Annotated in this window: 16 protein-coding genes and 2 tRNA genes; 5 read left to right on the forward strand and 13 right to left on the reverse strand. The window is 58.5% G+C overall.

What is annotated here, in order from left to right:
* Nucleotides 1–253: 253 nt before the first annotated feature.
* Nucleotides 254–1,990 (reverse strand): C4-dicarboxylic acid transporter DauA, encoded by a 1,737-nt coding sequence (gene dauA, locus G5154_RS16455; protein WP_421251413.1) that lies wholly within the window; start codon nucleotides 1,988–1,990, stop codon nucleotides 254–256.
* 487 nt (nucleotides 1,991–2,477) lie between these two features.
* On the opposite strand from dauA, the gene G5154_RS16460 reads away from it, so the two are divergent.
* Both G5154_RS16460 and G5154_RS16465 read left to right on the forward strand, forming a co-directional pair.
* Nucleotides 2,478–2,553 (forward strand) — tRNA-Asn (locus G5154_RS16460).
* Nucleotides 2,554–2,557: 4 nt separating this feature from the next.
* A tRNA-Asn gene (locus tag G5154_RS16465) sits at nucleotides 2,558–2,633 on the forward strand.
* Between the two features lie 234 nt (nucleotides 2,634–2,867).
* Here the strand turns inward: G5154_RS16465 and G5154_RS16470 are convergent.
* On the reverse strand, nucleotides 2,868–3,587 hold the full coding sequence (locus G5154_RS16470) for a hypothetical protein (RefSeq protein WP_394374037.1): 720 nt from the start codon (nucleotides 3,585–3,587) through the stop codon (nucleotides 2,868–2,870).
* A gap of 278 nt (nucleotides 3,588–3,865) precedes the next feature.
* Here G5154_RS16470 and G5154_RS16475 point away from each other — a divergent pair, with 278 nt between their 5' ends.
* Nucleotides 3,866–4,417 (forward strand): lipoprotein, encoded by a 552-nt coding sequence (locus G5154_RS16475; RefSeq protein ID WP_005337065.1) that lies wholly within the window; start codon nucleotides 3,866–3,868, stop codon nucleotides 4,415–4,417.
* Between the two features lie 195 nt (nucleotides 4,418–4,612).
* Entirely contained in the window at nucleotides 4,613–6,610 is a 1,998-nt protein-coding gene (locus G5154_RS16480; protein ID WP_421212132.1) for a hypothetical protein, read from the forward strand.
* 84 nt (nucleotides 6,611–6,694) lie between these two features.
* Here the strand turns inward: G5154_RS16480 and glgC are convergent, their stop codons facing one another.
* Nucleotides 6,695–7,969 (reverse strand): glucose-1-phosphate adenylyltransferase, encoded by a 1,275-nt coding sequence (gene glgC / locus G5154_RS16485; RefSeq protein WP_005337070.1) that lies wholly within the window; start codon nucleotides 7,967–7,969, stop codon nucleotides 6,695–6,697.
* A 189-nt stretch (nucleotides 7,970–8,158) separates the two neighbouring features.
* On the opposite strand from glgC, the gene G5154_RS16490 reads away from it, so the two are divergent.
* Complete coding sequence (locus tag G5154_RS16490) at nucleotides 8,159–9,799, forward strand: EAL domain-containing protein (RefSeq protein WP_421212133.1); 1,641 nt, start codon at nucleotides 8,159–8,161, stop codon at nucleotides 9,797–9,799.
* Here G5154_RS16490 and G5154_RS16495 read toward each other — a convergent pair.
* From G5154_RS16495 to serS, 10 genes are all read right to left on the reverse strand, one after another.
* The gene (locus tag G5154_RS16495; RefSeq protein WP_265776243.1) at nucleotides 9,762–10,256 is read right to left on the reverse strand and encodes a hypothetical protein; all 495 of its coding nucleotides are present in this window, start codon (nucleotides 10,254–10,256) and stop codon (nucleotides 9,762–9,764) included. The genes G5154_RS16490 and G5154_RS16495 overlap by 38 nt on opposite strands.
* A gap of 175 nt (nucleotides 10,257–10,431) precedes the next feature.
* Nucleotides 10,432–10,794 (reverse strand): DUF2750 domain-containing protein, encoded by a 363-nt coding sequence (locus G5154_RS16500; RefSeq protein WP_005337077.1) that lies wholly within the window; start codon nucleotides 10,792–10,794, stop codon nucleotides 10,432–10,434.
* 180 nt (nucleotides 10,795–10,974) lie between these two features.
* A complete protein-coding gene (locus tag G5154_RS16505) occupies nucleotides 10,975–12,279 on the reverse strand; it encodes an inosine/guanosine kinase (RefSeq protein ID WP_421251414.1) in 1,305 nt (434 codons plus the stop codon).
* A 186-nt stretch (nucleotides 12,280–12,465) separates the two neighbouring features.
* The gene (locus G5154_RS16510; RefSeq protein ID WP_421251415.1) at nucleotides 12,466–12,858 is read right to left on the reverse strand and encodes an MAPEG family protein; all 393 of its coding nucleotides are present in this window, start codon (nucleotides 12,856–12,858) and stop codon (nucleotides 12,466–12,468) included.
* A gap of 34 nt (nucleotides 12,859–12,892) precedes the next feature.
* On the reverse strand, nucleotides 12,893–13,867 hold the full coding sequence (gene hemH, locus G5154_RS16515; RefSeq protein WP_005359991.1) for a ferrochelatase: 975 nt from the start codon (nucleotides 13,865–13,867) through the stop codon (nucleotides 12,893–12,895).
* Nucleotides 13,868–13,965: 98 nt separating this feature from the next.
* The gene (adk, locus tag G5154_RS16520; protein WP_005337083.1) at nucleotides 13,966–14,610 is read right to left on the reverse strand and encodes an adenylate kinase; all 645 of its coding nucleotides are present in this window, start codon (nucleotides 14,608–14,610) and stop codon (nucleotides 13,966–13,968) included.
* Nucleotides 14,611–14,913: 303 nt separating this feature from the next.
* Nucleotides 14,914–15,672, reverse strand: coding sequence for a tRNA isopentenyl-2-thiomethyl-A-37 hydroxylase MiaE (miaE, locus tag G5154_RS16525; protein WP_005346385.1), 759 nt, complete (start codon nucleotides 15,670–15,672; stop codon nucleotides 14,914–14,916).
* Between the two features lie 205 nt (nucleotides 15,673–15,877).
* The gene (purF, locus tag G5154_RS16530; protein WP_158113146.1) at nucleotides 15,878–17,398 is read right to left on the reverse strand and encodes an amidophosphoribosyltransferase; all 1,521 of its coding nucleotides are present in this window, start codon (nucleotides 17,396–17,398) and stop codon (nucleotides 15,878–15,880) included.
* A 21-nt stretch (nucleotides 17,399–17,419) separates the two neighbouring features.
* Nucleotides 17,420–17,908, reverse strand: a complete 489-nt coding sequence (locus G5154_RS16535; protein ID WP_033115174.1) for a CvpA family protein — start codon at nucleotides 17,906–17,908, stop codon at nucleotides 17,420–17,422.
* A 187-nt stretch (nucleotides 17,909–18,095) separates the two neighbouring features.
* On the reverse strand, nucleotides 18,096–19,391 hold the full coding sequence (gene serS, locus G5154_RS16540) for a serine--tRNA ligase (protein WP_421251416.1): 1,296 nt from the start codon (nucleotides 19,389–19,391) through the stop codon (nucleotides 18,096–18,098).
* Between the last annotated feature and the right edge of the window lie 59 nt (nucleotides 19,392–19,450).

A 19,450-nucleotide genomic window follows, 5' to 3' on the forward strand; every position in this document is an offset into this window, starting at 1 on the left:
TCGAACCCTCGATACGTTGCCGTATACACACTTTCCAGGCGTGCTCCTTCAGCCACTCGGACACCTCACCAAATTTTTGCTCACTGCTTTGTGTGCTTGAGCTGCACATTCGCTGGCGGACCATGCCGCGGCGACGGGGCGTAATGTAAGGGATACGATGGCTTTTGGTCAATGCAATTTTTTACTTTTTGCGTTCATTTGCTCAATATCCGAACCAAATGACCAAAAATATGCCGTTTCGTATCCCTTTCAATCAATTTACTGCCGCTTCGTGCAAATGTTCACCTTTGAGCGCCTCTTCCAGCGAACCGTAGAATTCCAGCTTGCCGGGCTGCGGTCGCACCTTGGCGCGAGCCAGGGTCTTGAGCGGTTGGAACTGCAACTCGGCCACCCTCAACTCGACACCGGCTTTGGCCATCTGCTTGCCAAAGTGGAGGAAGGCAGACAGGCCGCCCGCATCGAGGATGGAAACCGCCTCCATCTGCAACACCAGCACCTTGTGCCCCTTCACTTGCGCTTCCAGCTCGGCAAAGACCCGTTCGGCCGCAGCGAAGAAGAGCGGGCCGTTGATCTTGTAGAGCAAGCCATTGTCCGGCACCTCATGGGCATAGCGCTTGTGCTCGGCCAAATCGTGCAGTTTGGTCATCTTGGCGATTTCGCGCATAAAGAGCAGGGAGGCCAGAATCACCCCGAAGGTGATGGCGATAACCATGTCGAAAATGACGGTGAGTGACAGGCAGACCAGCAGCACCAGCACATCGGATTTGGGGGCACGACGGATCAACTCCACCACCTTGTGCGCTTCACTCATATTCCAGGCCACGATGAGCAGCAAGGCAGCCATGGCCGAGAGCGGCAACCAGGAGAGCCAGGGGGCCAGCACCAGAATGGCGGCCAGCACCACCAGCGCATGCACGATCCCCGAGATGGGGGACGTAGCGCCGGCACGCACGTTGGCGGCAGAGCGGGCGATGGCGGCGGTAGCGGTAATGCCGCCAAAGAAGGGGGCGAAGATATTGCCAAGCCCCTGCCCCACCAGCTCGGCGTTGGAGCTGTGTTTGCGACCGGTCATCCCATCGAGCACCACGGCGCAGAGCAGCGACTCGATCGCCCCCAGCATCGCCATGGAGAAGGCGGCAGGCAGCAGCCGCTCAATAGCCGCCAGGTTCCATTCGACCGGCAAGCCATCCGGCCCGGGCAAGGCCCAAGGCATCACCAGAGTTGGTGCGATGGGCGGGATCCCCATCCCTTGAGTGCCATCGGCCAGGGTATAGCTGAACTTGCTGCCGATGGTGGCCACATCCACCCCGAAGTAATGGAGGCCAAAACCCAGACCTACCCCGACCAGCACCGCGGGCAAGTGGCCGGGCACAGGAAGACGCAAGCGCGGCCAGAGCAGCAGCACGGCCAGCGTTGCGCCCCCCACCAGGGTATCGCCCCACTGCCAGCTTGGCAGGGCGGCGGCCAGCGCCTCGACCTTGCCCAGATAGGTTTCCGGCATCTCGGGCACGCTCAGGCCGAAGAAGTCCTTGATCTGCAAGGTGGCGATCACGATGGCGATACCACCGGTAAAGCCCAGCGTCACTGACGGGGGAATGTACTCGATAAGGCGGCCAAGACGGGCCATCCCCATCGCCACCAGAAAGAGGCCGGAGATGAGCGTCGCCATCAACAGACCACCGACCCCGAACTGCTGGGCGACCGGATAGAGGATCACCACAAAGGCAGCGGTCGGGCCGGAGATGGAGTAACGGGAGCCACCGGTCACGGCGATCACGATACCGGCGATGATGGCGGTATAGAGACCGTGTTGCGGCGGTACACCGCTGGCGATGGCCAGCGCCATGGCGAGCGGGATGGCGATGATGCCCACCGTCACACCGGCGATAAGATCACGGCCGAAGCGGGCCATGCTATAGGGTTCATCAATACAGGACTGGCGTAAGGCTATGGCGAGCTTCACGCTATTTAAAGAGGCTTGCTTGTGCATGTATATCGTAATACCAGAAGAGGGAGATAAAGGCCGGAGAGATCCGGCGCCCGATCATCATCAAGGGCCGGCAGAGCTGTCGACGCGGCGATGGTATCCTGCGTAACCTTACTCCAGACGGGCCATTTTTTCGATGGGCAGGATCAATGAAAAGCACTCTGCCCCATGATTTGGCCCATTTACCGCCAAATCGCCGATCTTGACTCCAGCTCTCCCCCTTTTAGCCACAAAGATTACCATTTGAGCCTCGCCTGGTTACCAGCACGTTCGCGACATCATGCTGGCATCATCAGGTTGATGCGAACCGAGCCAATAACCCCTGGGCCGGTTGGGGGCGGTGATGGCAAGGGACTGATTGTGCTGAAAATAAACCGCAAAGCGCAACTTTTGGGCAAACAGTCCGAAAATCCGGTTTTCGGTAAATTCGCGGGTTGACACCCGTCGCCCTGGTCATTAATATTCGCCCCGTCTTGACGAGACAGGCAATTCCTCCTTAGTTCAGTCGGTAGAACGGCGGACTGTTAATCCGTATGTCACTGGTTCAAGTCCAGTAGGAGGAGCCACTTTTCCCTCGTAGTTCAGTCGGTAGAACGGCGGACTGTTAATCCGTATGTCACAGGTTCAAGTCCTGTCGAGGGAGCCAAATTCTAAAGCCCAGCCTTTTGGCTGGGCTTTTTCGTATCTGCTGTTGTTTGCCTCAAACGTATCTCGCTTTCCCATCATCCTTGGCTGCTCGCAATCCAGATTCCCTGTTTTCGCTCAGTCTCAACCCGACTCGATGATGACTCTGATTCCTACCCGGCCAGCTCAGTTGACTACATGCTTACGAGCAGGCTGTTTCCCAGAAAGTCGGGCATGACAAAACAGGGTGAATTACTTATTGGCGGGTGACCCGGATCTGCAGGGTCTGGCGCTCGCTCTGGCTGCCTCGCGCTCCCTGTAGCTGGGTACCGAGGCGGCTCCCTTGATCTGCCGAGCTGGTCGAGAGCTCCCCCACCGTCAGCCACTGGCCAGGGGCTCCACTGACCTCGGTGGCACTCTGCCCACGATTGATGGTGCCCTGATCCAGCCTCGCCTGTTCGCTGCTGAGCGCAATCTGCACCCGATCGCCAATCAAGGTGGCCGTAGCATAGAGGCCATTCACCAGCGGCATCATCCCCACCACGGCGCCCCCGTTCCACTGATAGAAGGTCACCGGCTGATAGGAGCCCATCTGCAGCAGCACGGGACGACCCGACAGCCCGCGCACCTGCCAACTGTCGTTCTGGCTGCGCTGATACTGCTGGGCATTGCCATCGAGCAGCCACTGCCGCTTGGCCTCGTCGCGACTGATTGAGCCCCCCAGTTGCTGACCGCTGGCAGCCCCATCCACCCGCCACTCGATAAGCAGGCTTTGCGGCGGCTGGTTGATCTGCGCCAACGTGGCTTCGGCCTCCTGCAGCTGGGCTGGCGTTCCGCTCAGCACCAGCTGGTTACCCATGGCGCTTACCCCAAGCTGGGGATAGATCTCCTTGAGGGTCTGCACCGCCGCCTGCGCCTCGAAGACCGGGATCACTTTCACCTCGGCCCACAGCGATGGGCTCCAGAGCCCCATCATGCAGCCAAGCCACAGCAGCGCCCTGCGGCCAACCTTGCCCATCCGAACCATTACGCTCTCCTCGTTCTCTGTTCTCTTCTCTCTGCTTAAGGCGTAGACCCATGCCCGCAGCAAACAGCTCAGCCCTATTCCACTCACTCGTCGATGATGAACCCGGCGGTTGCCAAAAAACAATCGGGAATGCAGCAACTCCGTGATTTCCCACGGTATGAGGCTCTCATTCCACGCCCGTTATCGCGTAAGATAGCGCCATCATAGTTGCCCAAGCGGAATCCATCATGTTGAAACAGTTGTTGTTACTCCCCCTCGCCCTGCTGCTGGGAGCCTGCTCCTTGACCCAGTACAACGTCAGCGAGGCCGAAATCAACCAGTACCTCAAAGATCAGGTCTCTTTTGAAAAACAGCTGGGGATCCCCGGTATCATGTCGAGCAAGATCCGTCTGGATGAGATGCAGAGCCGTATCGGCCGCAAACAAGCAGATCGCATCGAGCTGGACGCCGCTGGCGACCTGCAGGTGAGCAGCCCCCTTGGCAGCCAGCAGATGAAGATCCGCTTTGCCCTGAGCGCCCGCCCGGACTATGTGGCCGATCAAGGCGCCATCTATCTGCGCGACCTTGAGCTGGTCTCGGTCAAGACCGAGCCGGCCGATATCGGGGCTGCCCTCACCCCGCTGCTGCCCACCTTCAATCAGTCCCTTTCCCTGTTCCTGTCGCAGACCCCGGTCTATCGCCTCGACAGCAGCCGCAAGAACGAAGCGAGGATCAAGGAGAAGGTCGAAGCCCTCAAGGTGGAGCCGGGCCGTCTGGTCATCCCGTTCAAGCTGCTCTGATCGCCGCCACACTGGCACTTTCATCGCAATAAACAGATAACCGTCCTCTTCGACAGCGCACATCCGGTTTAACGTGCAGCCGAATGGGACGGTTTTTTACTTCTCAAGTCCCCGTCAACACAGCATAATGCAGACCATTCTCATTTAGATTCGTTATGAGAAGCGTCAATAATAAAACCAATGGTGAGAAGGGACATGAGAAAAACCGTACTGGTTCAGGCGATCGCCTGCGCATTGATCAGCGGCGCCGCAAACGCTGCCGTCAAAGTCGAAGACAAGACATTCAATACCGCCGCCAACATGCTGGCCTATACCGAATTCGAGCTCTCCGGTGAGCCGCTGGCCGAAGCGCTGGGGCTGGATCTGGATGTGCTGGATGCCAACCGTGCCGATGAGCCGACCCCGTTCGACTTCGCTGCCGGCATCGAATCCTACGAATACTCCGAAGAGGCGATGTACGCCCTCAACTACCAATCCGGCATGGGCCCACATCTGGTGAACGGGCCGCAAAACCTGGCCCGTGGTGGCACCATGGCCTCTCTGGGGCAACGGGTGCTGGCCATGGCCGATGCGGTCGGCTTCCCGGCCGATGAAGTGCCGCAAGGCATGTATCCCCTCTCCCTGCCCTACGCCTCCGCCAATCCAGAGTTTGCCCAGGCCGTCAACGCCACTCCGGTCAATGGCGATCAGATCACCATCAAGACCGCCAAAGGGACCGAGAAGACCATCAAGACCCAGGTGCCCGCCTACTTCCGTGACTACAGCACCCTGCGCTGGAGCGGCAGTGACAACCTGCTGGTACCCGCAGCCGTGGGCGGCATCCTGCTCAAAGAGGTGATGTGGTCGCAAGACTTCCTCGGCGGCATGCACGTGGCCGAGACCGATGAAGAGGTAGAAGCCGCCTCCGCCACCATGGATCAGGATGGTAAGCACAAGCTGGGCGTCTCTGCCGCCGATGGCTTCAATGGCATGATGCTGACCGAGCAGTCCATCGACAAGCTGGCCATCATGCAGAACCAGCTCGGCTTCGATGGCAAGCAACTGGGCGCCAAGATCACCCCGCAGTACGATCCGGCCAAGGGCGTGATTTACTTCCCCCATCAGGTGAAAGTGACCGAAACCAGCAACAACGATGCCGGTGCCATCGGCAAGCTGGAGGTGGTAGATGGCTCCGCCCAGCTGCGCGATGCCTGGATGATGCTGTGGCCGCTCTCCGAGTTCTATGCCTTCAGCGATCAGCGCAGCGCCAACACCAACCAGAACCCGGCCTTCCACGCCGTGTTTGACGGCGCGCCGTTTGCCGCAGCACCGGCTGCCAACAAGGCCAATGACCTGGGCAAAGCGGTCGCGGGCAGCGATGCCTTCTCGCTGGCGATCAATCTCTCAAACCTCACCTTCAAGAACCTGGCGGCCCTGCACTTTGATGCCAAGGCTGGCACCCTGGTCGACAGCTGGCAGGCAGGCAAACAGGGCAAGCATGTCACTACCTTTGACGCCGCTTACGCACTGGTCGCCCTGCAGATCTTCCAGCGCGCTCAGGACGCGCTGCCGGTCGGTTACGCCGCCGGTGACAATGGCGAGCTGAACCTCAAGACCAAGCAGGGTCAAGAGGCGCTCGAGCTTATCCGCAAACAGGCCGATTTCATCCTTGCCAACCTCAAGGGCAAAAATGGGCTGGTGCATGATGGCATCACGCTAGGTGGCAAACTCGATGCCGGCCACTCCATCGATGCGCAGTTCGCCGCCATCCGTGGTCTGACTGCCGCCTTCCTCGCTACCTCGGATGCCAAGTACCGCACTGCCGCCCGCGAGCTGTTCATCGCTGCCGACAAGGCCTACTTCAATGCCAAAGCGGGCACCTGGCTGGTGGGTAAACAGGGTGAATACACCCCCTGGACCCAGGCTGCCATCTCCGGCGCCCTGCGCTCTGCCATGCTGAACCTGCGCAACGAAGGGGCCGAGAAGGCGCCCGAGCTGGAGCTGGCCAAGCTGACCGGTCAGTACGTCAGCTGGTTCCGTGGCACCGTCAACGGTGGCATGCAGATGGCCGAGTGGATCGGTGACTCCGGCGAGAACATCATCGAAGGTGCCGGCAGCGACACCGATGAAGATGGCGTACCGCAAGTGACCGCTGCCGGTGGCAAGCACGGCACCGCCATGGTGATGGCTGCTAAAGCAGTGGTTAGCGAGTAATCCTCGCCATTCACCAGCATGAAAAAGGGAGCCAAATTGGCTCCCTTTGCATTACAGCGTCTGACACAGTTTCAAGGGCCTTCCTCAAACCAGCTTGTCCAGCATCTCCTTGGTCACCAGCACAATCCCCTGCTCGGAGCGGTAGAAGCGGCGGCTATCCTCATCGGCATTCTCGCCCACCACCAGCCCATCGGGCAGCACACATCCCTTGTCCACCACCACCCGGCGCAGACGACAACCGGCGCCAATCTCGACCCCGGGGAAGATGATGGCCTGATCGAGGGTGCAGAAGGAGTGCACCCGCACATTGGTAAAGAGCACCGAGTTGAGCACGAACGACCCGCTGACGATGGTCCCGCCCGAGAACATGGAGTTGATGGTCATGCCATGCTGACCGTTGCGGTCCTGCACAAACTTGGCCGGTGGCGTCAGGGTCTGGCTGGTCCAGATGGGCCAGTTCTGATCGTAGATATCGAGCTCGGGCAGCACGGAGGCGAGATCCATGTTCGCTTCCCAGAAAGAGTCCAGCGTACCCACGTCACGCCAGTAGGGCTTTTGCCCCTCGCGCGCCCCGACACAGGACATGTTGAAGGGGTGAGCAAATGCCATCCCCTCCTCCACGATGCGGGGGATCACATCCATCCCGAAGTCGTGTTTGGAGTCCTGATTGTGAATATCCTCCTCCAGCAGTTGGTAGAGGTACTCCGCCTCGAAGATATAGATCCCCATGGAGGCCAGCGAGCGATCTTCGCAACCAGGCATGGCGGGCGGATTGGCCGGTTTTTCGACGAAGGCGCGGATCTTGCGCTGCTCGTCGATATCCATGATCCCGAAGGCGGATGCCTCGGCCCGCGGCACCTCGATACAAGCCACAGTCACCTTGGCGCCAAGGCGCACATGGTCGAGCAGCATGGCTGCGTAATCCATCTTGTAGATGTGATCCCCCGCCAGCACCACCAGGTATTTGGGGCCGTAGTCACGGATGATATCGACGTTCTGATAGATAGCATCGGCGGTGCCGCGATACCAGTGCACCTCGTCCACCCGTTGCTGGGCAGGGAGCAGGTCGATGAATTCGTTCATCTGGTAACGCAGGAAGGACCAGCCCGATTGCAGGTGACGCAGCAGGCTGTGAGATTTGTATTGGGTGACTACACCAACGCGGCGGATCCCCGAGTTGATACAGTTGGAGAGCACAAAATCAATGATCCGGAATTTGCCACCGAAATGGACGGCAGGCTTGGCGCGGTTGTCAGTCAACTGCTTCAGGCGACTACCACGTCCACCCGCCAGCACCAGTGCCATACTCTGGTTCAATAATTGTCGTGCTTTGGCACTATTTTCGGGCTCTAACAACATGATTTACCTCTGCCTTGTTTGATCTATTTTCAACTCATCTTCGCCTGTTTCGGCACCTGTGAAAGTGGTTTCACTCACATTTAACCGATCTCAATTGACCCTTTTCACCGAGTTGCGAGGAATAGCATGCTTTGCTCCGCCAGCTTGGTTAAAATTCCCCCACAAAGCAGCCACTTCAAGGATGACAAGATGGTTCACAAGCTCGGACGTACCCTCTTTCTGATCGCCACCATAGTGACCATACCCCTGCTGCTCCTGCAAGCAGTTTGGTTAGCCCTGCAGAGCACACCGCTCACTTTGGCCATTATTCTGGCCACCACACTGCTTGGCATGATCCTGCTGTTGATGCTGGCCATCCGCACCATGGATGGCATGCTCCAGCATCAGGAGCTCACCTGGGTCAAGGCGATCAGAGGGCGGGATCCCTCACAACTCGATGAGCCCGCCTCCCAGGAGGTGCTGCAACAGCTGCTAGAGCAGTTCGAAAGCGCCGAGCAGAGCGCCCATCGCCAGCTGACCGAGCTCAGCAACCTGGCCACCACCGACGAGCTGACCCAGCTTCTCAACCGCCACGCATTTCGCCGCGACATGACCGAGTTGCTGCAGCGGGATCAGGACACCCAGACCGCAACCCTGGTGCTGATCCGTGCCACCGAGCTTGGCAAGATCAACGCCCAGCGCGGCTTCCAGTCTGGTGATGCCTACATCAAGGACATGGCGGCCCTCATCAAGCGGGTGGTAAGCCGCTTCCCGGGCAATCAGGTCTACCGCATTTCGGGGGCCGATTTCGCCGTGCTGGTGCAACCGGTGGCCAATATTCCTCCCCATCTGCTGGGGCAGGATTTGAAGGTGGCCTTCGATCACTATCAGGATCAGCACGAGCTGGAGAGCACCGGTTACTCGGGGCTGACCAAGCTCAGCAGCGGCCAGAAGATCGAAGCCGTGCTGGCCAGAGCGGATCTGGCGCTGGCTCGCGCCCAGACCGAAACCATCAACGGCTGGGCCATCCAGCAAGATGACAGCGCCTCCGATCTGCAGGGGCAACACCACTGGCGCGACGTGCTGACCGACGTGCTGGCACAGGAGCGGCTCAGCTTCACTTATCAGCCGATCCTGCCCCTGCACCGCAGCATGCTGGCCTACAACGAGATCTACACCCGTTTCAGCGGCAGCGATGGTACTGCCCTGCCCACCGACACCCTGTTTGCCATGGCCCAGCGGCTCGATATGGTGATGCGGCTGGAGCAGTTGGTCATTACCCATATCATGCGTCAATACCGGGCTTTTGGCGCCAACCAGAGTCGCTGGGGAGTCAACCTCTCCCCCAACCTGTTGCAAAACAGCACCTTCCTGATCTGGCTTGACCGCCAACTGCTTAAAGATCCCAATACCAGCGCCAATCTGGTGTTCGAGCTGGATGAAGAGCATCTGGAACGCAACCTGACCGGGGCCAAGCGGGTGTTCGAGCTGCTCAGGCGCAACGGCAGCCGCTCGGCGATCGCCAATTTCGGCAAGGGGATCGGCTCCTTTACCCTGTTTCGCGAGCTCAAGCCCGACTACATCAAGCTCGATCCTGCCCTTATTACCGGGCTGGAGCAGGATCAGACCAACCAGCAGTTCGTGCGGATGATCGTTGATGTATCACATCGGATGGGATGTCAGGTGATTGCAGAAGGGGTAGAACAGCTTGGCCAGAAACAGCTGCTGCAGGGGATGTACGTGGATGGCTTGCAGGGTTATCTGATCGCCCGGCCGCAACCGCTGCGACCGGATATCAGCCAGCTGGGGCTCTTTACTGAGGATGCTTCAGCTTCAACAGGGTCAGAATGATGTCATTGAGCTGGCGGTAACGCTCCAGCTCCTTCTGATCGTAACGGGTCGCCAGTGTAGTGGGATTGTGGCGGTTTTTGAGGTAACGGTTGATCTGCAATCGGTTGAACCCCGCCACCTGATAAACCTGGCCAAGCAGGCTATTGAGCTCATCGTGCTCCAGACCGGCTCTGGCCAGATAGTCCCCATCGGCGGGACTCTCGGTATGATGGGTCCATTTACCAATGCGGCCACTCTCTTGCAGATAGCTGAGCCACTGTTCGATATAGAGCGGTTTGCACCCCGCCAACAGGTTGAAAAAGCCCACCGCATCGCAACGACAACCGCTCAGGAGTACGACCGCCAGCTGATCGTCATCGCACTGGAAGGTCACTGGTCCGGCTTGCGCCCAATCCAGCGCCTGCACCCGAATGCTGGCCTTCTCACCCGCAGCTCCCGTTACGTCGAATACAAACATGGCGCTCCTCCCTTGGCAAAAGGTTGATGATGGACCATCCCCCTGACAGGTGCAAAGGCAAATCGGCTTTTAACTCATCAATCGGGCCATTCGACCATAAAAAAGACCGGCACCCTCACGGATGCCGGTCTTTGTCCCGATGGCCTGTGCGTTCAGGCCATCAATGGAGGCGCTTTCAGGCGTCCAGTTCAACCAGTGCCTTGGCCAGCTCAATGGGTTCGAGCTCCTGGCCTTCCAGATCGGCGTTCCAGTTCGGGCCGACCAGCACATCATCTTCATCCAGATCGTTGATCCAGATATCGAGAAACTCTTCCAGATCGATCACTTCCGGCTCGTAATCGGCCCACTCGTCGACGCAGTGCAGACGGGCGTCCTCTTCGGCAGACCAGAGCGGCATCACGTCGGCATCTTCAAATTCGGCGGAGCGGCAGACGACCCAGTCTTCCCCATAGCGCAGACCCCACACCTGACCCGACTCGCGGACTTGTTCGATAAACAGTTGGAAATTGGCGTCAAGGTTGTCGTTAAGCATGCTCATGGGATTCTCTCTTTCTTTCGGATGCTGCGGCATTGTCGGGCGACAATACGATGGCCAAATGGTGTCGTAAAAGTGACATGGACTCAAGCATATTGGGGTTATTCCGGGAAAAAAGCCGGGATAACTCCCATTTGCCTGCAAAAACGCCTCCCGATGGAGGCGTCTTGCAGATTCAGGAGATCAACGCTCCCAGTAAACCTCTTCCAGGCTGTCCTCTTTCTCCGGCAAACCGCGGGAGAGACGTGGGCTGCTCTGGGCCAACACCTCGTAGCTGACGCGGTTGGCATATTTGCACACCTGGGCCAGTGAGGAGTAAGTCAGGAACTCGGAGATGTGCTTGGCGGAGTTGGGCACATTCATCCGGTGATAGGAGTTCGCCACCATGTCGTGCAGCACGGCGGAAAGGGCGCCATCCCCTGCCCCGTTGGTGTTCTTGATCTTCTCCGGGCCACCCATATACGGGGAGATGTGGGAGTAGATGCGGGCCGGTTTACGGCACTTGGCACGGGCCATCGGGCGGCTGAACTCATACATGTTGAACTCGGGGATAACGCCGGGCAGCAGGGTATGAGTGGTCTCGCGCTTGTAGTCCTCATCGGTGTAGCTCGCCATGTAAAGGCCGATGGGACCAGCAGTACAGAGCACCATGTCGGCCCAGTCGAGTGCCTTGTCGGCAGCACCGAGCGGATCAGCGATACCGGTCAGGGCTTCACCTTCGTCTTCGTTCATCGCCAGCACAGTCACGTTCTCGGCAATGAAGTCACGCCACCACTGGGGGTTTTCGTCGATGACGAAACGGGTGCCCAAGGTCAGCACCACGGGAATACCGGCCTCTCGGGCATAACGCACCGCGGTCATGGCCGCCTCTTTCATCGGATCACCATCGTCACCACGCACCAGATAGGCGGTGATCACCAGGGCTGACGCCCCTTTGATCACATCCTCCGGAATGTGATGCACATCCAGCTGGTTCATCTTGCCGGCGTTGATGCCGAAGCTGCGCTCGCCGCACTCGGTGATGAAGGTGAAGCAACGGCCGATGGGGCCATCAACCGGCTGCAGATAGTCCAGATTGACGCGGGAAGAGGTGTTGCACAGATAACGGTAGGCGTAACAGCCGATGCGAATATCCTGACTCATCACACCCAGCAGAATGGAGTGGGAATCGGCCAGTACCGAGTAGTTGTGTACCGTGTTGCCGATGGTGCCACCGGCAAACTCGCTCACTACCATGTTGTTGGCCTTGAGCTCGTCATAAATCCGTTCGGCTACATCGTCATTGATAACGACGGAGTGCCCCTTGCTCAGACCATAACGGGTCAGAAAGTCTTCATCCACATGGGCTTCAATATCAACCAGGGTCTGATCAATCCCGACCACGTAGGCTTTGCCCAGCTCGGTTAACAGGGGATTTTGCGGAACCAGGGGATCGCGTCTGTCGACAGGGAAGTAGTGTTTGGACTTGCGCTGACCGGGAAATTTCATGGCAATGTTCTGTGCTCTGGGGGAAAGAGGGGCGGGATTTTAACACAATCCGCCGCCCCGAAAAGTCGCCCTGTTTAAATAATGGAGTCAGTATAGACAAGGCTTGCAAGGAAAAACGTTTGCCTTTTCACCATAAAAAAACCACCCCGTCCGGGGTGGTTCCATAGCATAAAAAAGCATCGGTTTTCAGGCAGCCGCCATGCCCTGCAACAGAGCCAGCAGCGAGAAGAGGCCGAGGGCGAGCCAGAACAGCAAGGTGCCCAGAAAACGGGGCACATTGGGGGCTTTGGGGATCTGGATGCCGATGGCATGCAGGATGCGGCCAGCCAGTAGCATGGTGCCACCGGCATGCAGCCAGAGCGCACCGGCACCGGATAGCTCGCACAGTGCCATCAGCAGCAGGGTCAATGGCACATACTCGGCAAAATTGCCGTGGGCCCGGATCGCCGCCAGCAGCTCGGGGGCTTCCCCCTGCCCTATCATCACCCCGAACTGGGCACGACGTCTGACCACCCAGAAAGATAGCCCCAAAAACAGCAGCCCCAGCAGGCCTGCGTATATCAGCGTGATATGTACCATGACTCGACTCCTTGTTTGACTGACTGCCGGTCACTCATGCCAATTCGCGGCAAATGAGCGAGACCATCATCCTGATGTGGGCCTGATCGCTGTTGAGGGCCGGAATATATTCAAACCGCTCGCCACCGGCCTCCATGAAGATCTCCCGATTCTGTACCTGAATTTCCTCGAGGGTTTCGAGGCAGTCGGCCGCAAAGGCGGGGCAAATCACATCGAGCCGCTTGATGCCCGCTGCAGGCATACCGGCGATGGTCACGTCAGTGTAAGGCTTGAGCCACTCCTCCTTGCCAAAGCGGGACTGGAAACTGGCCGTCCACTGCCCGGCCTCAAGTCCGAGCGCCTCCGCCAGCAAGCTGGCGGTATGGCGACACTGGTGACCATAGGGGTCCCCTTCGTTCTCGTAGCGCTCGGGAATACCGTGGAACGACATCAGCAGGTGATCACCCTGACCGTGCTGCTCCCAGTGACGGCGCACGCTCATGGCCAGCGCCTGAATGTATTCGGGATGGGCGTGATAATCACGAATAAGCCGTACCACCGGCAAATTGCGTTCTTTCTTCATTGCCTTGCCCCAGGCATCGAAGACCGAGGCGGTGGTACTGACCGAATATTGCGGATAGAGCGGCAACAGGATCACCCGGTTGACCCCTTTGGCCTTGAGCGCCTGCCAGCCATCATTCACTGACGGGGAACCATAGGTCATCGCCAGCTCCACCGGCACCTCAACCCCCTCCCGCTTGAGCTCCTGCTCCAGCGCAGCACGCTGCTGCTTGCTTATCACCATCAGCGGCGAGCCCTGCTCGGTCCAGACCTGCTGATAGAGCTTAGCCACTTTGGGCGAGCGCGTCGGCAAGATGATAAAGTGGAGCAGCGGGCACCAGAGGTAGCGGGGCAGGTCCACCACACGGGGATCGTGCAGGAACTGGCTGAGGAACGCTTTGACGGCAGCGGTGGTCGGTGCGGCTGGGGTACCCAGATTGACCAGCAATATTCCGGTTTTCGTGGTCACGTTGGCTTCCTGTCTATCTGTCATTATGCAAAAAGGGCCCGACAGGGCCCTTCTCTTTATTTATCTGATGGCACGGGAAACAGTGCCGACAGCAAAGATCAGCCCAGAATGGTGGCAAGCTGCTTGCTGACCAGATCAACCGGCTGGGTACCGTCGATCTTGACGTAACGGGTGTGGCCCGCTTCCGCCTCTTTGCCGTAGAAACCGATCAGCGGCGCGGTCTGCTGATGATATACATCCAGACGCTTGCGTACTGTGGTCTCTTCGTCGTCGGCGCGGATCACCAGATCTTCACCGGTCACGTCATCCTTGCCTTCCACTTTCGGCGGGTTGAACACCACGTGGTAGGTACGGCCGGAGCCGGAGTGAACGCGACGGCCGCTCATGCGCTTGACGATCTCTTCGTCCGGCACATCGAACTCCAGCACGAAATCAACCACGACACCGGCGTCCTTCATGGCTTGCGCCTGGGGAATGGTGCGCGGGAAACCGTCCAACAGGAAGCCTTTGGCGCAGTCCGGCTGAGCGATGCGCTCTTTCACCAGACCGATGATGATGTCGTCAGAGACCAGCTGACCTGCGTCCATCACAGCTTTGGCTTTCAGACCGAGCTCGGTGCCCGCTTTGATCGCCGCACGCAGCATGTCGCCGGTGGAGATCTGGGGAATACCGTGTTTTTCCATGATGAACTGAGCCTGGGTACCTTTGCCGGCGCCCGGAGCCCCCAACAGAACAATGCGCATACACGCTCCTATTGATTGGTTATTCAAATCTTGCGAAGGCAAAAAAGTACACGGTTTCGCCCATTTCTACAAGGGTGAGCCACCTGAATGAGCACTTTATCACCACAATAACCGGCTGATCGAACAGGATTTCATCGCAAGGGGAAGACGCAAAAATAGCCAGGGATTCAGCATAGAGCGCCAAAAGCAGGAAGGAGGTACGACAGAAAAAAAGATCCCGGCTCAGGGCCGGGAATTGCGCTCAAAAGTAACTACTTGTCGCTCGTAGTAGGAACAGGGCAATAGTAGTTTGCCCCCTGTGCGTCAACAACTGTCAGATGTGACAGGCAGGCCGCTATGAAACCGGAACTGCGGATCCGGCGAGCAGATTAGCTCGGCTTCCAACTTGCCAAAGAAGGCCACCCGCTCGCTGATATCCTCCCCTGCGTACTGTTCGGCCAGGCTCAGGTAATCCTGATAGTGGCGCGCTTCGGAGCGCAGCAAAGAGACATAGAAGCGGCTCAGCTCTTCGTCCAGATGGGGCGCCAGCTTGGCAAAACGCTCGCAGGAGCGGGCCTCGATATAGGCGCCGATGATCATCTTGTCGACTATGGTGGCCGGCTCATGGGTGCGCACATGCTGCATCAACTGGCGGGCATAGCGGGAGGCCGTCACCGGCCCGTATTCGATGCCGCGGGCCTGCATGATCTCCAGCACCTGCTCGAAGTGATGCAGCTCCTCCTGAATGAGACGCACCATGGGAAACAGCAGCGGATTGCGCTCCAGCTCGGCAAAGACGGTGCGATCAGACTCCCCCATGCTGCGTTTGCCTAGGATCTCGGCCTTCTCCGGAATGGCGTCCAGCTCGCGATAGAACTCCAGCTTGGGCAGCAGATGACGCTTGCCCTTGGGCAGGCAGTAGCGGCGCACCAGACTGTGTGCAGTGAGTGCAGCCTTGGTCTCGCAGTTGGCGTGATCGATGAGCAGGGTTGGCAAACGGGCAGGATCCCGCGCCATCTCCACCCACTCGTCAGGGGTTTCGCACTGCAAGAACTGGCGCACGGGGGCTAGCAGATCATCCATCTGAACTCTCGTCTCTTAAAAGCGTATCGATCATATATGTTGCCGCCTATGCTAGCGGATCCCGCTGGCCATGCCCATATCCGGCAAGATAAACGGATGTTTTTCAAACAGATACCCCCTACCCCTTCTGCCGGTGTGAGGCAAAAACGACAATGGGGGCCACTGGCCCCCATCTCGCTATCTCATCCGGCAAAACCGCAAACGTTTAACTGCCTTCGTTAAAAATTTCCAGATTGCTGGTGCCTTCCTGCCACTCACGCACCGCTTTGGTGTCATCGTTGCGCAGGGCGTTGAGGTGATCCAGATAGGACTGGTCCACGTCGGAGGTGACGTAGTGGCCATTGAAGACCGAGGTCTCGAAGTGACGCAGATCCGGGTTGATCTCCCGCACAGCCGATTCCAGATCTTCCAGATCCTGGAAAATCAGACCGTCAGCGCCAATCAGCTTGCACACCTCTTCCACTTCACGGCCGTGGGCGATCAGCTCGTTGGCGGTGGGCATATCGATGCCATAGACGTTGGGGAAGCGAATTTCCGGCGCCGCCGAGGCGAAGTAGACCTTGGCTGCCCCTGCTTCACGGGCCATCTGGATGATCTGCTCGGATGTGGTACCACGCACGATGGAATCATCCACCAGCAACACCTTCTTGCCCTTGAATTCGGAGCTGATGGCGTTGAGTTTGCGACGCACCGACTTCTTGCGCTGGGTCTGGCCCGGCATGATGAAGGTACGGCCGATGTAGCGGTTCTTCACGAAGCCCTGACGGTAAGGCAGATCCAGGGTGTGGGCGATCTCCAGCGCCACGTCACAGGAGGTCTCGGGGATGGGGATAACCACATCGACGTCGAGATCCTCCCACTCACGGGCAATCTTCTGACCCAGCTTGCGACCCATGTTGAGGCGGGCGGCGTAGACCGAGACCTTGTCGATGCACGAATCGGGACGAGCGAAGTAGACATATTCGAAGATGCAGGAGCTCATCTGCGGGTTCTCCGCACACTGCTCGGAGAAGAGCTGGCCCTGCTCGGTGATGTAGATGGCTTCACCCGGCGCAATATCCCGCACCGTCTCGAAACCGATGGCGTCGAGCGCCACGCTCTCGGAGGCGAGCATGTACTCCACCTGGCCCTGCTCGTCCTGACGACGACCGAGGATCAGTGGGCGAATGCCGTTGGGATCACGAAAACCGATGAGACCATGGCCAATCACCAGCGAGACCACCGCATATGCACCGCGGATCTGCTGATGGGTTCTGCGCACCGCGGCGAAGATATCTTCGGGGCGCAGGGCCATCTTGTCACATCGATCCAGCTCGTGGGCCAGCACGTTCAGCAACACTTCCGAGTCGGAGGTGGTGTTGATGTGGCGGCGGGCGACCTTGAACTGCTGCTCCTTGAGTTCCTTGGCGTTGGTGAGGTTGCCGTTATGGGCCAGCACCATGCCGTAGGGTGAGTTCACATAAAAAGGTTGGGCTTCAGCGGCACTTGAGCTGCCTGCGGTGGGGTATCTGACATGACCTATGCCGATGTTCCCTTGCAGACGCTGCATGTGGCGCACTTCAAACACGTCCTTCACCAGGCCATTGGCCTTGCGTTGCCGGAAGTTTCCACTATCAATGGTCACGATCCCGGCGGCATCCTGTCCCCTGTGCTGCAACACCGTCAAGGCGTCGTAGAGGGCCTGATTGACGGGGGTGGTGCCAACTATACCGACAATACCACACATGTCTTTGCTACCTCGAAGTCACTATACCTGTTTAAGAAAACTGGATGAGTTCAGCATGAACCCGAAAAACCACTGGATCACCGGCTTGAACTCCGGCACCAGCTTGGATGCCGCCCACCAGTCGCTCTGGGAGAGGCTGGTGAAGGTATCCATGAAAAAAAGCAGGGCACTGACGATCAGTACCCCGCGAATTGCGCCGAAGCAGACTCCAAGCACCCGATCGGTACCGGAGAGCCCCGTCTTGTCCACCAGCAGACCCACCACGTAGTTCACCACGCTGCCCAGGATCAGGGTTGCCACGAACAGGGCCGCGATGGCCAGACCGTTGCGCACCAGCGCATCGGAGAAAGAGGTAAAATAGGCGGCGAGATCAGGATAGAAGTGGCTGGCAATAAAGAAGGCAACGAACCAGGTGACGAGAGACATGGCCTCTTTGACGAAGCCGCGCACCAGGCTGATGAGTGCAGAAAAACCGACGATGCCGATGATGGCGTAATCAATCCAGACCATAGAAAAAGATGTCCTGCGAAATTGCGGCGCAGTCTAACAAAAACGATTGCGCAATGCTTGATAAAATTGTGTTACATGTTCAAAGAGGCGCCGGAAACGCAGATTTATTCACGATAAAAACGGTTGAGCGGCGCCAGAATGCACAACGCCATGGCATGGCCATGGCGTTGTCGTCTGCAACGAGCGCTTACCCGATGTGGGTCAGGCCGCCCATGTAGGATTGCAGCGCAGCCGGGATGGCGATACGGCCATCTGCCTGCTGGTAGTTCTCGATCACGGCGACCAGAGTACGGCCTACAGCCAGACCGGAGCCATTCAGGGTGTGAATGAGCTGCGGCTTGCCATCGACACGCACGCGAGCCTGCATGCGGCGCGCCTGGAAGTCGGTGCAGTTGGAGACGGAAGAGATCTCGCGGTAAGTGTTCTGGGCCGGCAGCCACACTTCCAGATCGTAAGTCTTGGCCGCGCAGAAGCCCATGTCACCGGTAGAGAGCGCCATCACGCGATATGGCAGCTCCAGCAGTTGCAGCACCTTCTCGGCGTGACCCACCATCTCTTCAAGCGCTTCCCAGGATTTCTCCGGGTGAACCAGCTGCACCATTTCGACCTTGTCGAACTGGTGCATACGGATGAGGCCACGGGTATCGCGACCGTAAGAGCCCGCTTCGGAACGGAAGCAGGGGCTGTGAGCGGTCATCTTGATCGGCAGCTCCTGCTCGTCGAAGATCTCGTCGCGCGCCATGTTGGTAAGCGGTACTTCGGAAGTCGGGATCAGGGAGAACTTGCGCACCTTGCCCTCTTCTTCCCCTTCGCCGTCAATACCGGTATTGAACAGATCCTGGGAAAACTTCGGCAGCTGGCCGGTACCGTACAGGCTGTCCGGGTTGACCAGATAAGGTACGTAGCACTCGGTGTAACCGTGTTGCAGGGTGTGCAGATCCAGCATGAACTGGGCCAGGGCGCGGTGCAGACGGGCAATCTGGCCCTTCATCACCACGAAACGGGAACCGGAGAGCTTGACGCCGTTCTTGAAATCGACGCCCTTGGCCGCTTCACCCAGATCGATGTGATCGCGTGCCGGGAAGTCGAAGTGACGCGGGGTACCCCAGCGACGCACTTCCACGTTGTCGTTTTCGTCACGACCAACAGGGGTAGTTTCGCTCGGCAGGTTGGGGATGGCATCGGCAATGGTTTTCAGCTGGGCCAGCAGGGCATCCAGCTCAACCTTGCTGGTCTCCAGCTCGTCGTTGATCTTGGTCACTTCAGCCTTGAGCGGGGCAACATCTTCACCGCGACGGGCAGCCTCACCGATGGACTTGGAGCGGGCGTTGCGCTCGGCCTGCAGCTCCTGGGTACGGGACTGCAGATCCTTGCGCTTCTCTTCCAGAGCATTGACAGCCGCTACGTCCAGAACGTAGCCACGTGTCGCCAGACGAGCGGCAGCTTCATCGATGTCGCTGCGCAGATATTTGGGATCCAGCATGGGTTACCTACTTTTTTAATAAGGGATCTGGGCCTGAGTCATCATGACGGGCTAAAAAA

Source organism: Aeromonas sp. 600527 (genome assembly GCF_049175415.1).
GTDB classification, from domain to species: domain Bacteria; phylum Pseudomonadota; class Gammaproteobacteria; order Enterobacterales; family Aeromonadaceae; genus Aeromonas; species Aeromonas veronii_A.

What these genes read in the sequence shown, in the direction of transcription:
- G5154_RS16475 (WP_005337065.1), top strand. Translation starts at nt 3,866, where the DNA reads ATGTTGAAACAGTTGTTGTTACTCCCCCTCGCCCTGCTGCTGGGAGCC.
- G5154_RS16510 (WP_421251415.1), bottom strand. Translation starts at nt 12,858, where the DNA reads ATGGTACATATCACGCTGATATACGCAGGCCTGCTGGGGCTGCTGTTT.
- G5154_RS16480 (WP_421212132.1), top strand. Translation starts at nt 4,613, where the DNA reads ATGAGAAAAACCGTACTGGTTCAGGCGATCGCCTGCGCATTGATCAGC.
- miaE (WP_005346385.1), bottom strand. Translation starts at nt 15,672, where the DNA reads ATGGATGATCTGCTAGCCCCCGTGCGCCAGTTCTTGCAGTGCGAAACC.
- dauA (WP_421251413.1), bottom strand. Translation starts at nt 1,990, where the DNA reads ATGCACAAGCAAGCCTCTTTAAATAGCGTGAAGCTCGCCATAGCCTTA.
- G5154_RS16505 (WP_421251414.1), bottom strand. Translation starts at nt 12,279, where the DNA reads ATGAAATTTCCCGGTCAGCGCAAGTCCAAACACTACTTCCCTGTCGAC.
- G5154_RS16495 (WP_265776243.1), bottom strand. Translation starts at nt 10,256, where the DNA reads ATGTTTGTATTCGACGTAACGGGAGCTGCGGGTGAGAAGGCCAGCATT.
- G5154_RS16490 (WP_421212133.1), top strand. Translation starts at nt 8,159, where the DNA reads ATGGTTCACAAGCTCGGACGTACCCTCTTTCTGATCGCCACCATAGTG.
- purF (WP_158113146.1), bottom strand. Translation starts at nt 17,398, where the DNA reads ATGTGTGGTATTGTCGGTATAGTTGGCACCACCCCCGTCAATCAGGCC.
- G5154_RS16500 (WP_005337077.1), bottom strand. Translation starts at nt 10,794, where the DNA reads ATGAGCATGCTTAACGACAACCTTGACGCCAATTTCCAACTGTTTATC.
- glgC (WP_005337070.1), bottom strand. Translation starts at nt 7,969, where the DNA reads ATGTTGTTAGAGCCCGAAAATAGTGCCAAAGCACGACAATTATTGAAC.
- adk (WP_005337083.1), bottom strand. Translation starts at nt 14,610, where the DNA reads ATGCGCATTGTTCTGTTGGGGGCTCCGGGCGCCGGCAAAGGTACCCAG.
- G5154_RS16470 (WP_394374037.1), bottom strand. Translation starts at nt 3,587, where the DNA reads ATGATGGGGCTCTGGAGCCCATCGCTGTGGGCCGAGGTGAAAGTGATC.
- serS (WP_421251416.1), bottom strand. Translation starts at nt 19,391, where the DNA reads ATGCTGGATCCCAAATATCTGCGCAGCGACATCGATGAAGCTGCCGCT.
- G5154_RS16535 (WP_033115174.1), bottom strand. Translation starts at nt 17,908, where the DNA reads ATGGTCTGGATTGATTACGCCATCATCGGCATCGTCGGTTTTTCTGCA.